The organism is Rhizobium sp. BK399 (assembly GCF_014194695.1).
Classification (GTDB): Bacteria; Pseudomonadota; Alphaproteobacteria; order Rhizobiales; family Rhizobiaceae; genus Rhizobium.
On sequence record NZ_JACIAH010000005.1, the window covers coordinates 1 to 13331 of the forward strand.

At 60.3% G+C, this 13331-nt stretch carries 15 protein-coding genes and 2 riboswitches; of the genes, 8 read left to right on the forward strand and 7 right to left on the reverse strand.

The features are described 5' to 3' along the window. Positions 1-188: 188 nt before the first annotated feature. The 4 genes from gfa to FHT97_RS12550 all read left to right on the forward strand — a co-directional run bounded on the left by gfa (position 189) and on the right by FHT97_RS12550 (position 2616). Positions 189-767 carry an S-(hydroxymethyl)glutathione synthase gene (gene gfa / locus FHT97_RS12535; protein ID WP_183862546.1) on the forward strand — a complete coding sequence of 193 codons (579 nt, stop codon included), beginning with the start codon at positions 189-191 and terminating at the stop codon, positions 765-767. Between the two features lie 103 nt (positions 768-870). Beyond that, positions 871-1338: a YaiI/YqxD family protein gene (locus FHT97_RS12540; protein WP_183862548.1), complete on the forward strand. Its 468-nt coding sequence runs from the start codon at positions 871-873 to the stop codon at positions 1336-1338. After that, positions 1335-2168: an S-formylglutathione hydrolase gene (gene fghA, locus FHT97_RS12545; RefSeq protein ID WP_183862550.1), complete on the forward strand. Its 834-nt coding sequence runs from the start codon at positions 1335-1337 to the stop codon at positions 2166-2168. The genes FHT97_RS12540 and fghA overlap by 4 nt, the downstream gene beginning before the upstream one ends. Before the next feature lie 133 nt (positions 2169-2301). Further along, the gene (locus FHT97_RS12550; RefSeq protein ID WP_183757411.1) at positions 2302-2616 is read left to right on the forward strand and encodes a multidrug efflux SMR transporter; all 315 of its coding nucleotides are present in this window, start codon (positions 2302-2304) and stop codon (positions 2614-2616) included. A gap of 41 nt (positions 2617-2657) precedes the next feature. On the opposite strand, the gene FHT97_RS12555 is transcribed toward FHT97_RS12550, so the two are convergent. The 7 genes from FHT97_RS12555 to crcB all read right to left on the reverse strand — a co-directional run bounded on the left by FHT97_RS12555 (position 2658) and on the right by crcB (position 8167). Beyond that, a complete protein-coding gene (locus FHT97_RS12555) occupies positions 2658-3044 on the reverse strand; it encodes a DoxX family protein (protein ID WP_183862551.1) in 387 nt (128 codons plus the stop codon). 126 nt (positions 3045-3170) lie between these two features. After that, positions 3171-4703 carry an acyl-CoA carboxylase subunit beta gene (locus FHT97_RS12560; RefSeq protein WP_183862553.1) on the reverse strand — a complete coding sequence of 511 codons (1533 nt, stop codon included), beginning with the start codon at positions 4701-4703 and terminating at the stop codon, positions 3171-3173. A gap of 32 nt (positions 4704-4735) precedes the next feature. Continuing rightward, positions 4736-5191: a hypothetical protein gene (locus FHT97_RS12565; protein WP_183862555.1), complete on the reverse strand. Its 456-nt coding sequence runs from the start codon at positions 5189-5191 to the stop codon at positions 4736-4738. Positions 5192-5261: 70 nt separating this feature from the next. Continuing rightward, positions 5262-6047, reverse strand: a complete 786-nt coding sequence (locus tag FHT97_RS12570; protein ID WP_183757415.1) for an ATP12 family chaperone protein — start codon at positions 6045-6047, stop codon at positions 5262-5264. Next, positions 6040-6708: an HAD-IA family hydrolase gene (locus FHT97_RS12575; RefSeq protein ID WP_183862557.1), complete on the reverse strand. Its 669-nt coding sequence runs from the start codon at positions 6706-6708 to the stop codon at positions 6040-6042. The genes FHT97_RS12570 and FHT97_RS12575 overlap by 8 nt, the downstream gene beginning before the upstream one ends. Next, positions 6705-7700: an RluA family pseudouridine synthase gene (locus FHT97_RS12580; RefSeq protein ID WP_183862559.1), complete on the reverse strand. Its 996-nt coding sequence runs from the start codon at positions 7698-7700 to the stop codon at positions 6705-6707. Before FHT97_RS12580 ends, FHT97_RS12575 begins: the two co-directional genes overlap by 4 nt. Before the next feature lie 89 nt (positions 7701-7789). Then, entirely contained in the window at positions 7790-8167 is a 378-nt protein-coding gene (crcB, locus tag FHT97_RS12585; protein ID WP_183862561.1) for a fluoride efflux transporter CrcB, read from the reverse strand. Positions 8168-8285: 118 nt separating this feature from the next. Between crcB and FHT97_RS12590 the strand changes: the two genes are divergently transcribed. From FHT97_RS12590 to gcvP, 4 genes are all read left to right on the forward strand, one after another. Further along, entirely contained in the window at positions 8286-8555 is a 270-nt protein-coding gene (locus tag FHT97_RS12590; RefSeq protein ID WP_183757418.1) for a hypothetical protein, read from the forward strand. Between the two features lie 113 nt (positions 8556-8668). Continuing rightward, positions 8669-8756, forward strand: a riboswitch (glycine riboswitch). Between the two features lie 3 nt (positions 8757-8759). Further along, positions 8760-8840, forward strand: a riboswitch (glycine riboswitch). 74 nt (positions 8841-8914) lie between these two features. Further along, entirely contained in the window at positions 8915-10051 is a 1137-nt protein-coding gene (gene gcvT / locus FHT97_RS12595; protein WP_183862563.1) for a glycine cleavage system aminomethyltransferase GcvT, read from the forward strand. A 23-nt stretch (positions 10052-10074) separates the two neighbouring features. Continuing rightward, the gene (gene gcvH, locus FHT97_RS12600) at positions 10075-10437 is read left to right on the forward strand and encodes a glycine cleavage system protein GcvH (protein WP_183757420.1); all 363 of its coding nucleotides are present in this window, start codon (positions 10075-10077) and stop codon (positions 10435-10437) included. Beyond that, entirely contained in the window at positions 10437-13301 is a 2865-nt protein-coding gene (gene gcvP, locus FHT97_RS12605; protein ID WP_183862565.1) for an aminomethyl-transferring glycine dehydrogenase, read from the forward strand. The genes gcvH and gcvP overlap by 1 nt, the downstream gene beginning before the upstream one ends. The last annotated feature ends 30 nt before the right edge of the window (positions 13302-13331 follow it).

Sequence of the window (13331 nt, forward strand, 5' to 3'; positions counted from 1 at the left end):
CACACCATGCCGCTGGAAGACATCAACAAGGGCTTCGAGCTCATGCATTCCGGCGAAAGCATCCGAAGCGTGGTACTGTATTGAGACGAGGACGAGGGAATGCGGCGTTGTTTTGAAATGGCCTGCGGCTTTTTCGCAAATTGACCCTGATTTGGGAGCTGTGGGCAGCCAAGGAGGAGGAGCTGAACATGCCAAGTCAAGTATCAATACACCCCGTCCTCGACGGCGGCGTGACGAAGGGCCAGGCGAATTTCAATGGCGGCACGCTGGTCTGCGCCTGCTCCGACCGCCCCGTGAAAGTCGCGATCAAGGGCAACGTCGCCCACAATCACGCCTGCGGCTGCACGAAATGCTGGAAGCCAAAGGGAGCCGTTTTTTCGGTCGTCGCCGTCACCCCGCATGAAAACGTCAGCGTGCTGGAAAATGGTGACAAGCTGCAGGTCGTCGATCCGGACGCGCTGATCCTGCGCCATGCCTGCAAGGCATGCGGGGTGCACATGTATGGACCGGTGGAGAGGGATCATGCGTTCAAGGGGCTCGATTTCATTCATCCGGAACGCTTTCAGGAAGGCGGCTGGGCGGAGCCGACATTCGCCGCCTTCGTCTCGTCGATCATCGAATCGGGCACACCGCCTTCGGCAATGGCGGGTGTCCGTGGCCGCCTGAACGAACTCGGCCTCACGCCCTACGATTGCCTGAACCCGACCCTGATGGATGTCATCGCAACCTGGGTGGCGAAGAAGGCAGGCACGCTCAGGGAAGCCTGACGTCTTGAACGAATGGCAGTCGTTGGCCTAAGAGACCTGAACGAACCGTCGCTACGCGACCGTCGGGGCCGCGTAGCGTTTCCGTCAAAGCAGATTGAAGTACATGATTTATGTCGATGCAGACGCCTGCCCGGTGAAGCCGGAAATTCTGAAGGTAGCCGAACGCCACGGCATCGAAGTGACCTTCGTGGCCAATTCCGGTCTGCGCCCTTCCCGCGACCCGATGGTCCACAATGTCATCGTCTCGGCCTCCTTCGATGCCGCCGACAACTGGATTGCCGAACATGCCGGCGCAGGCGACGTGGTTATCACTGCCGATGTTCCGCTCGCGGTCCGTTGCGTGGCGACTGGCGCGCTTGTCACCGGCCCGACTGGTCGCGTCTTTGATGATACGAATATCGGGATGGCCAGTGCCATGCGCGATCTCGGTGCCCACTTGCGAGAGACCGGCGAAAGCAAGGGCTACAACGCCGCCTTTGGCCCCAAGGATCGCTCCCGCTTCCTCGAAACTTTCGATCGCCTGTGCCGCCGGGCCAAGGCGCTTACCCCAAGAACGGACGACAAAGAATGAACATCATTTCCCAGACGACCGCCTTCGGCGGCATGCAGGGTGTTTTCACGCACGAGTCCGAGGCCTGCAAGTGCGAGATGACCTTCGCCGTTTTTGTTCCGCCGAAGGCAATCAAGGAGCCCTGCCCGGTCCTCTGGTATCTCTCAGGCTTAACGTGCACACATGCGAACGTCATGGAAAAGGGCGAATATCGGCGCATGGCTGCAGAGCTCGGCCTGATCATTGTCTGCCCGGACACAAGCCCGCGTGGCAATGATGTTCCCGACGAGCTTACCAACTGGCAGATGGGCAAAGGCGCAGGTTTCTACCTGGATGCCACCGAGAAGCCGTGGTCGGAAAACTATCAGATGTATAGCTACATTACCGAAGAGCTTCCGGCCTATGTCAGCCAGCACTTCCGGATGGACATGAGCCGCCAAGGCATCTTCGGCCATTCGATGGGCGGCCATGGGGCCATGACGATCGCACTCAGGAACCCCGAACGCTTCAAGAGTTGCTCGGCGTTCGCGCCGATTGTGGAGCCGTCGACTGCGGACTGGTCGGCTCCGGCGTTCGAAAAGTACGTGGGCGCCGACCGTGCAGCGTGGCGCAAGTATGATGCCTGCGCTTTGGTAAGCGACGGAGCACGTTTTCCCGAGTTTTTGATTGACCAAGGCAAAGCGGATGGCTTCCTCGAAAATGGGCTGCGTCCCTGGCTGTTTGAAAACGTTGTCAAGGAAACCGACATCAGGCTTACCCTGCGCCTGCATGAGCGCTACGACCATTCCTACTACTTCATTTCGACCTTCATGGACGATCATCTGAAGTGGCATGCTGAGCGACTTGCCTAAGGCAAGCAAGAAACGGGTGGTATGGCCAAGGCATGCATTCCTACCTGAGTTGAACCGCTTCCGTTACGGAACGGATTCCATCTGGATCCCGACCGTGTAGGGCGTGGGCTCTGTTCTCAACAAGGAAGATATGATGGCTTGGCTTCTACTTTTTCTCGCCGGACTATTCGAGTGCGGCTGGGCGATCGGTCTGAAATATACCGATGGATTCACGCGTTTTGTGCCGACAACGCTGACGGCCATTTGCATGGTGGCAAGTGTCGTTCTTCTCGGTCTCGCGGTGAAGACGCTGCCAATCGGAACGGCTTATGCTGTTTGGACGGGCATCGGCAGCGTCGGCACTGTGTTGCTCGGGGTGTGGCTGCTGGGCGATCCCGCTACTGCACCGCGGTTACTGTGTATCGTGCTGATTGTCGCCGGGATCGGCGGCTTGAAGTTGACGGCATGACCGGGACTGTGGCCGGTTGCCCGGCCACAGTCCTCAAAAAATCACGCCGCGGCCTTGCGCTGGTCGACCGACAAAGCGCCGGGGCCGGCGAAGACAATGAACAGGAAGATGAAGCAAAACAGGATTGCTGCTTCCCCGCCATTCAGTGCCGGCCAGAATGCCTTTGATCCGTGTGCCATGAAATAAGCAACGGCCATCTGGCCCGACAGGATGAAGGCGACTGGTCGCGTGAACAGGCCAATCAGCACAAGCAGCCCACCGACCACTTCAAGCACCGCAGCAGCCAAGAGCAAGGGCGGCAATGGTCCTTCCATCTGCGCGGCCGGGAACGCGAAAAGTTTCATCGTTCCGTGTTCAATAAACAGCAGCGCTGCAATGATGCGCAGGGCGGCAAGCGCGTAGGGCTGATATGCGCTCAGTCGTTCCATGTAGACTCTCCTTTTGAGTAAAGACAGCGGAGCGTTAGCTGCTTCACCAATAGGAAAGAAGACACGGATCGCTGACGGGCGATCACTTCCTGTTGATTTTCCTTAGCTTTCCCCACTTTAGACTCCTCAGAGCGGAATATTGTCGTGCTTCTTCCAGGGATTGCTCAGATCTTTGTTGCGGAGCATCTTGAGACCCCGCGCCAGCCGCCTGCGGGTTGAATGCGGCATGATCACCTCATCGACATAGCCGCGCTCGGCGGCAACGAACGGCGATAGGAACCGGTCTTCGTACATCTTGGTATGCGCTGCGATCTTTTCGGGATCTGCAATGTCCTTGCGGAAAATGATCTCGACGGCGCCCTTCGCTCCCATGACGGCGATCTGAGCTGTCGGCCAGGCATAGTTCAAGTCGCCCCTCAGATGCTTCGACGCCATGACGTCGTAGGCACCGCCGAACGCCTTGCGTGTGATCACCGTCAGCTTCGGCACCGTCGCCTCCGCATAGGCGAACAACAGCTTGGCGCCGTGCTTGATGAGACCGCCATATTCCTGTGCGGTTCCCGGTAGGAAGCCCGGCACGTCGACGAAGGTTACAACAGGTATGTTGAAGCAATCGCAGAAGCGGACGAACCGTGCCGCCTTTCGTGAGGCATCGCTGTCGAGCACGCCGGCCAGGACCATCGGCTGGTTTGCGACGAAGCCGACCGTCGATCCCTCAATGCGGCCGAAGCCGCAGACGATATTCTTGGCGAAGCTCGACTGGATCTCGAAGAAATCGCCGTCGTCCACCGTCTTCAGGATCAGCTCCTTGATGTCGTAGGGCTTGTTCGCATTCGCTGGCACCAGAGTGTCCAGGGATGCATCGACATCCGTCACCGATTGGTAACATTCGATTTCCGGCACCGGTGACGTGTTCGACTGCGGGAGAAGATCAATCAGCCGACGAACCTGGAGCAATGCCTCGACATCATTGTCGTAGGCGCCATCGGCAATCGAAGATTTGGTCGTATGCACGGAGGCGCCACCAAGCTCCTCCGCGGTAACAGTCTCGTTGGTCACCGTCTTCACCACGTCCGGACCGGTCACGAACATGTAGGACGTGTCGCGGACCATGAAGATGAAGTCGGTCATCGCGGGCGAATAGACATCGCCGCCGGCGCACGGTCCCATGATGACGGAAATCTGAGGAATGACACCGGATGCGAGCACATTGCGCTGGAATACCTCGGCATAGCCGCCCAGTGCGGCCACCCCCTCCTGGATGCGGGCACCACCGGCATCGTAGATGCCAATGATAGGCGCTCTGTTCTTGAGCGCCATGTCCTGCACCTTCATGATCTTCTCGGCGTGAGCCTCGGAGAGCGAGCCCCCGAATACCGTGAAATCCTTGGCGAAAACGAAGACCGTCCGCCCGTTGACCGTTCCCCAGCCCGTGACCACGCCGTCGCCTGCAATGCGCGACTTCTCCATTCCGAAGTCGCTCGATCGATGCTCGACGAACATGTCGAACTCCTCAAAGGAGTCCTCATCGAGGAACAGATCAATCCGCTCCCGCGCCGTCAGCTTGCCGCGCTGGTGCTGGGCATCGATACGTGCCTTGCCTCCGCCAAGCCGTGCGATGCCGCGGCGACGTTCGAGCTCTTCAAGAATTTCCTTCATGGATACTCCTCGCCGCGGATCGCGCGGCTGGTTCAGGCGCGTCCAGCGCGCAGCGAGAAAGCGGAACGAATGCGAGCGGCAATATCCTCGGCGAGGATCTCGTCGGCTGCTGCGGGGTTGCCGGAAAAGCTTGTCACCTCGAACGCGCTGACGGCAATGACCGATCCGTCGTCAACGGACGCGGCATCGATGCTGACCTTGGCGACATTTCGGCTCTTGTCGAAGCCTTGACCTTTTTCGACCGAGAGAATCCGGATGGTCAACACAACACGCGGATAGACCTCGGTCCGCACCGTGGCATTGATCGCGGCATTCACCCGATCGCCTACACCGGCAAGGATTGTCGGCGATATCTTCTGCGGGCTGACGACAACCGCGCTGCGGACGTCATAAATGGGCGCAGGTTGCTCTCTTGCAAAAATCGAGCACGAGGCCAGGGCGATACAGATAAGCGCAACCCGAAAAAAGCACGACCTGAGCCAGTTCATTCAAAAAATCCGCATCCGCCCCCGATAGACTCGCAGATTTTCGCGATAACCCGGCGCAACGCAACATGTTTCAGCCTTTCAGGGCTAAAAAAACGTCCGTCGCAGCCTTGAAGTCTTCGAAGCGCTTCTCGCGCCGTTCCTCGGCCTCTTCGTCGCTTCCCCAATGCTCGATCGTCCAGTCTTCGTCGAGATGCGCGAGCGACCAGACCTTCTTTGCCGACAGAATGCCTTCCGCAAAGGCAAGCGCCAGCAGCGCGGAACCGGTCAACGTCGTAACGGTATGCAAGGCTGCCAGTGCGGTCGGGCCGTCGTGCCGTCTCAATGCCGATGAAAATGCGGAAATCGCGTCTCCTGGTTGATCGTGATGCATGACGCCTTCGATCAGGATGAAGCGCGCACCGAGTGCGTTTGCGGCCCAATCAAGCACCGGATCCCAAAGCTCTTTCTGACGCTCGACGAGCGCTTCCGGCCCGTCCGCGCGATAGCAAAGAAGGTCACTCGAGGAGAAACGCAGGATATCTTCGAAGACGGCCTGGGTGTCGGTCGCAACCCCGTCGATAGCCGTGTTGACGAGCCGTGTCACAGGCATGGTCGACGGGTCGATGAGCTCGGTCTGTGCTTCCCACTCGCGCACGACGAGTTCTGCGAGCGGCTTCGTGGCCACAACCAGCAGTTTTCGGGCCGGCGTCCGGATTGCCTTGCCGTCCAACTCGATCGAAAAGCCTTCATCGAGTTCCCCGATCGTGACCGCCTTGTAGAAGCGCTTCGGCAATGGCTTCTTCATCTGGATCTGGGCGCGACGGATCGGGTCGGGATGGCTCAATCCTTCCGCTATGTCGTTTAACAGATCACGCATGCTTCACCTCGGAAAAGTGCTTCAAAATATCGCTCGGCTGCCGAACAATACTGTCCGCGCCGGCAGCCACCAGATCGTCCACGCTCGCATAGCCCCAACTTACGCCGACGGCCTTGGCGCCGGCGGCCTTCGCCATCTGCATGTCGTAGACGGCATCGCCGATGACGATGGCATCGGCGGGATTCATGCCGGTCTCGCTGCAGCACTCTACTACCATAGCTGGATGTGGCTTCGATGGGCAGTCGTCTGCGGTGCGCGACACGATAAAATGTGGTGCAAAACCGTGCGTTTCGAGAATATGGACAAGACCGCGACGCGATTTTCCGGTTACCGCGCCGATCAGGATGTCATCATTCTCTGCCAACCCATGAATCAGCGGCTTGATGCCATTGAAAAGCGGTACATCCATTCCGGGTTCGTCGCGAACGCCAGCATAGATTGCCTTGTAGTGCGCCGTCATCGCGATCGCCTCATCGTCAACGTGAGGCTTTCCCTGCATCCGTGCGATCGCGATATCCAACGTCAGCCCGATGATCGACTTCGTCAACGAAACATCAGGCCTTTCATGGCCGAAGTGCACAAACGTTCGCGCCATCACCTCATGGATCAGCGCCGCGCTGTCGACCAGCGTTCCATCACAATCGAAAAGTGCGAGTTTCATTCGTCATCATCCCTCTCCTGGGATGCGAGGTCGAGGCCAAGGAGGTTCCACGTCTGCACCATATGAGGTGGCAAGGGCGCGCTTATGCGAAGTCTCCCACCATTGGGGTGAGGAATGTCGATCTTGCGCGCATGCAGGTGCAACCGCTTTTGGATGCCGCCCGGGAAATCCCAGTTCGGGTCGTCGATGAAATATTTGGGGTCGCCAATGATCGGGTGGCCGATATGCAATGCATGGACGCGCAGTTGGTGCGTCCGTCCGGTGTAGGGCTCCATCTCCAGCCACGCGAGGTTCTGCGCGGCGGTTTCCAGGACGCGATAGTACGATACCGCGTGATCGGCACCCTCTTCGCCATGTTTGGCGATACGCATCCGGTCGCCGTCGGCGGTCGCCTCCTTGACCAGCCAGGTCGATATCTTGTCCTCGTGCTTGCGCGGAACGCCTCTCACCAGCGACCAATAGGTCTTCTTGGTATCGCGCTCGCGAAACGCTGCCGTCAGCTTTTGTGCAGCGCCTCGGGTACGGGCAATAACGAGGACGCCCGAAGTGTCGCGGTCAAGGCGATGCACGAGCCGCGGCTTCTCGCCTTTTGGATTGGTCCATGCTTCGAGCATCTTGTCGACATTCCGCGTCACACCGGACCCGCCCTGCACGGCAAGACCGGCTGGCTTGTTCAAGACGATCACCTTGTCGTCTTCATGGAGGACCATGCGCTGCAGAAGCTCGTAGTCACCCCCGTGTTTCAGGTCGTGGGCAGCGATCGGCGTGTTTTTCGACTTGGCATCGACATCGAGCGGGGGCACGCGTACCACCTGCCCTGGCTGCACCCGCGCATCCGTTTTCACGCGCCCGCCGTCGACACGTACCTGCCCGGAACGCATGAGTTTCTGAAGCGGGCCAAAACCGAGACCGGGGTAGTGAATCTTGAACCAGCGATCCAGCCGCATGCCGGCCTCATCGGGTTCCACCGTTATATGTTCAATCCCAGCCATTCGTGCTCTTTCGGAAAATGTCGCTCGCGCCAAACGCGGCCTTTCCGGCTGCCTTTAGAGCATTTTTGCCGAAAACGGAAACCGTAATCTCACAAGATTGCGCGCATGAGCGCCAGGCCGGCGATGACCGCTGCCATCGACAGACCGACACTGGCAACGATATAAACGGCGCCGGAGACCGCCGCACCACGTTCGAACAGCGAGATCGCATCCAGCGAGAATGCCGAGAAGGTCGTGAAGCCGCCAAGAAAGCCGGTGATCAGCAGCAAGCGCAATTCCGGCGATGCGTCGAAGCGCCGAGCGATCATTTCCGCGAATACGCCAATAACGAAGCAGCCGACGACGTTGACGGTTAGCGTTCCCCACGGAAAGGCCGGCCCGGCGAGCCTGAGAGCCCACTGGCCGACATAGTATCTAAGGAGGGAACCAATTGCGCCGCCGCCGGCGACAAGGAGGGCCTGAACCATGAGTCGTCTCTTTCTGCTCGCGCCGGACATTCCAACCATCTCCGGCGAAGATCAAGATGCATAAAATGCCAGCGAATAATTTAGCCAGTTAAGAATATCGGACGCCTATTTTGGAACGATGACAGTCTTGGTCGGTACCATATCCGCGAACACCGCTGCCGCAGCGTTTGAAACGCTGCGGATTCCTCAGCGCGTCTCCGCAAGCACGGCTGCCAAAGAAGCGCGCCGCGCCGCCGACCGTCAAACCAGGGCCGCCAGCGGCCAAGACGTCGAAGAGGCGGCCAATATCATCCAGTCGACGGAGGTCGCGCTGGACCTGATGACGATGGGCCAACGGCAGCCACAGGCAGGTTTGCAACAGGCCCTGGATCTTTACAGCGACAACTGAGTTTCGCCCGCCGCCTCTCCGACGTAGCCCCCGCACGCAAAAGCCACGCGACAAAAATTTGCTCGGCGGCGACATTCCCCCTTGCCAAGTACAGTCCTGGCCAGATAATTGCCTCGACCTTGTTGGGAGAAGCCGGTCATCTGCGACCGGTGCCGAAGGAGCAACCGCCCCGGAAACTCTCAGGCCAAAGGACCAGCAAGGGGCAGACGGAACTCTGGAGAGAAGCGTTCTCGAAACGCTCGCCGAAGGGATAACAATCTCAGGCATAGGGACAGAGGGGGCTCGAAGTGCAAGGCGCAACCGCGCCTGAAGATTTGAGCCCGCGCATGGAATTCCAGGCGCAAACCCCGGAGGCGTCGTTGGACGATACTGCTGCCCTCAAGAAAACCCCGCTGCATCAGCTGCATCTGTCGCTTGGCGCCCGTATGGTGCCCTTTGCTGGCTATGACATGCCGGTGCAGTACCCGGCCGGCGTCATGAAGGAGCACATCCAGACCCGCACCTCCGCCGGCGTCTTCGATGTCTCCCATATGGGCCAGGTCGTCATCAAGGCGAAATCGGGAAAGTACGAGGACGTCGCGCTAGCGCTAGAAAGCCTCGTTCCTGTTGATATTCTTGGCCTCGCGGAAGGTCGCCAGCGCTACGGTTTCTTCACCGATGACAATGGCTGCATTCTCGACGATCTGATGATCACGCATCTCGACGATCATCTCTTCGTCGTCGTCAACGCCGCTTGCAAGGATGCCGACCTTGCGCACCTCCAGAAGCATCTCGCCGCCACCTGCGACATCACGGTGCTCGACCGGGCGCTGATCGCGTTGCAGGGGCCCCGCGCCGTGGAAGTGCTGGCGGAACTCTGGGCCGATGTCGCCGCGATGAAGTTCATGGACGTCCGGCATTGCCGATTGCACGACGTTTCCTGTCTCGTTTCGCGCTCCGGCTACAGCGGCGAAGACGGCTTCGAAATCTCAATCCCCGCGGATAAGGCCGAGGATGTCACCAAGCGGTTGCTTGAGCACCCGGATGTGCAGCCGATCGGCCTGGGTGCCCGCGACAGCCTGCGTCTCGAGGCTGGCCTTTGCCTTTATGGCAACGATATCGACACGACCACCACGCCCGTCGAGGCCGCGTTGGAATGGGGCATGCAGAAGGCCCGCAAGTCGGGCGGCGCTCGTGCCGGCGGTTTTCCGGGCGCGATGCGCATCCTCGCCGAACTCGATAACGGCGCTACCCGCCGCCGCGTCGGCCTGAAGCCCGAGGGCAAGGCCCCGGTTCGTGGCCACGCCAAGCTCTTTGCCGATTCTGAGGGCAAGACTGAGATCGGGGAAGTGACCTCGGGTGGCTTCGGCCCTTCTGTCGACGGTCCTGTCGCGATGGGTTACGTCCCGGTCGCTCAGGCAGCCGTTGGAACGCAAGTCTATGCCGAAGTGCGCGGCAAGTACCTGCCCGTCACTGTCAGCGCCCTTCCCTTTATTACACCGACCTACAAACGCTAAACCATTTTCCGGAGAGAACAATCATGCTGAAGTTTACCGAAGAACACGAGTGGCTGAAGATTGAAGGCGGCGTCGCGACGGTTGGGATTACAACCTACGCAGTCGAGCAACTCGGCGACCTCGTTTTCGTGGAACTGCCGGAAGTCGGCGCCACCTTCTCCAAGAACGACAATGCGGCCACCGTCGAGTCCGTAAAGGCTGCTTCTGACGTCTATTGTCCGCTTGACGGCGAAATCACCGAAGTGAACCCCGCCATCGTGGCCGATCCGTCGCTGGTCAATTCGGATCCTCAAGGGTCTGGCTGGTTCTTCAAGCTGAAGCTTGCCAATGCAGCCGATGCCGATGGCCTGCTCGATGAAGCGGCCTATAAGGAGCTCACCGCGTAATGACGACGCCGACCGAATTCCAGTTTACCGACTACCAGCCTTACGACTTCGCCAATCGTCGTCACATAGGCCCCTCGCCGGCCGAAATGACCGACATGCTGAAGGTCATCGGCTACAACAGCCTCGACGGGCTGATCGACGCGACCGTGCCGCCCTCCATCCGCCAGAAAGCGCCACTCGTCTGGGGCGCGCCGATGACGGAGCGCGAGGCGCTCGACAAGCTGCGCGAAACCGCCAACAAGAACAAGGTCCTGACCTCGCTGATCGGCCAGGGCTACTACGGCACGATTACGCCGCCGGTTATCCAGCGCACCATCCTGGAAAACCCGGCCTGGTACACTGCCTACACGCCCTACCAGCCCGAAATCAGCCAGGGTCGCCTCGAGGCACTCCTGAACTACCAGACGATGATCTGCGACCTGACCGGTCTTGACGTCGCCAACGCCTCGCTGCTCGACGAAGCGACTGCCGCTGCCGAAGGCATGGCCATGGCCGAGCGCGTTTCCAAGTCGAAGGCCAAAGCCTTCTTCGTCGATGCTGACTGCCATCCGCAGACGATCGAGCTGATCAAGACCCGTGCGGAACCGCTCGGCTGGAGCGTCATCGTCGGCAACCCCTTCACCGATCTGGACCCGGTCGACGTCTTCGGCGCCATCTTCCAGTATCCGGGCACGCATGGCCATGTGCATGATTTCACCGGCCTGATTTCGCGCCTGCACCAGACCGGCGCCATCGCCATCGTCGCGGCGGATATTCTGGCGCTGACGCTTCTGAAGTCGCCCGGCGAGATGGGCGCTGACATTGCCATCGGCAATTCGCAGCGCTTCGGCGTTCCGGTCGGCTATGGTGGTCCGCATGCTGCGTACATGTCGGTCAAGGACGCGCACAAGCGCGCCATGCCCGGCCGCCTTGTCGGCGTCTCCGTCGATGCCCGCGGCAACCGCGCCTACCGCCTGTCGCTGCAGACGCGTGAGCAGCACATTCGCCGCGAAAAGGCGACGTCGAACATCTGCACCGCGCAGGTGCTGCTCGCCGTTATGGCCTCGATGTACGCCGTCTTCCATGGCCCCAAGGGCATCAAGGCGATCGCCCAGCAGGTCCACCAGAAGGCCGTGCTGATGGCCAAGGGCCTGGAAAGGCTCGGCTACACCATCGAGCCGGAAACCTTCTTCGACACCATCACCGTCGATGTCGGCCACATGCAGGGCGTCATCCTGCGCGCCGCGGTCGCCGAAGGCGTCAACCTGCGCAAGGTCGGCGCCACCAAGATCGGCATGTCGCTCGACGAGCGCACTCGCCCGGCGACGCTGGAAGCCGTCTGGCGCGCTTTCGGCGGCAATTTCGCCGTGGCGGATTTCGAGCCCAGCTATCGCCTGCCCAAGGGCCTCGCCCGCACCAGCGAGTACCTGACGCATCCGATCTTCCACATGAACCGCGCCGAAAGCGAGATGACCCGCTATATCCGCCGTCTTTCGGACCGCGACCTGGCGCTCGACCGCTCGATGATCCCGCTCGGCTCCTGCACGATGAAACTAAATGCGACAGCCGAAATGCTGCCGATCACCTGGCCGGAATTCTCGGATATCCATCCCTTCGTGCCCGCTGACCAGGCGCTCGGCTATCGAGAGATGATCGACGACCTGACGGAAAAGCTCTGCGCCGTCACAGGCTACGACGCCTTTTCCATGCAGCCGAACTCCGGCGCGCAGGGCGAATATGCGGGCCTGCTTACGATCCGCAACTACCATATCGCCAATGGCAACGGTCACCGCGACGTCTGCCTGATCCCGACTTCGGCGCACGGCACCAACCCCGCCTCGGCGCAGATGGTCGGCATGAAGGTCGTGGTCGTCAAGGTTCGCGACAACGGCGATATCGACATGGATGATTTCCGCGCCAAGGCGGAGCAGTATTCGGAGAACCTCTCCTGCTGCATGATCACCTACCCCTCGACACACGGCGTCTTCGAAGAAACCGTCAAGGAAATCTGCGACCTCGTGCACAAGCATGGCGGCCAGGTCTATCTCGACGGTGCCAACATGAACGCCATGGTCGGCCTGTCCCGCCCAGGTGACATCGGCTCCGACGTGTCCCACCTCAACCTGCACAAGACGTTCTGCATCCCGCATGGCGGCGGTGGTCCGGGCATGGGTCCGATCGGCGTCAAGGCGCATCTGGCACCCTATCTTCCGGGCCATCCGGAGAGCGACGGACGCCCCGGTGCTGTCTCGGCGGCGGCCTTCGGTTCGGCTTCGATCCTGCCGATCTCCTGGAGCTACTGCCTGATGATGGGCGGCGAAGGGCTGACGCAGGCGACCAAGGTGGCGATCCTCAACGCCAACTACATCGCCGCCCGGCTGAAGGGCGCCTACGGCGTGCTCTACAAGTCAGAGGCCGGTCGCGTGGCGCATGAGTGCATCATCGACACCCGCCCGCTGGTCGATAGCGCCGGCGTCACCGTCGACGATGTCGCCAAGCGCCTGATCGACTGCGGCTTCCACGCGCCGACCATGAGCTGGCCGGTTGCCGGCACGCTGATGATCGAGCCGACGGAATCGGAAACCAAGGCCGAGCTCGACCGGTTCTGCGAAGCCATGCTGGCAATTCGCCAGGAAGCCCGCGACATAGAGGAAGGCCGTTCCGACAAGCAGAACAACCCGCTGAAGAACGCCCCGCACACGGTCGAAGATCTGGTCGGCGAGTGGGACCGTCCCTACAGCAGAGAACAGGCCTGCTTCCCGCCCGGCGCCTTCCGCGTCGACAAATACTGGTCTCCGGTCAACCGTGTCGACAACGTCTTCGGCGACCGCAACCTGATCTGCACCTGCCCGCCGCTCGAAAGCTACGCTGAAGCTGCGGAATAATATGCAAACGGCCCTTCCTTCCATAGGGAG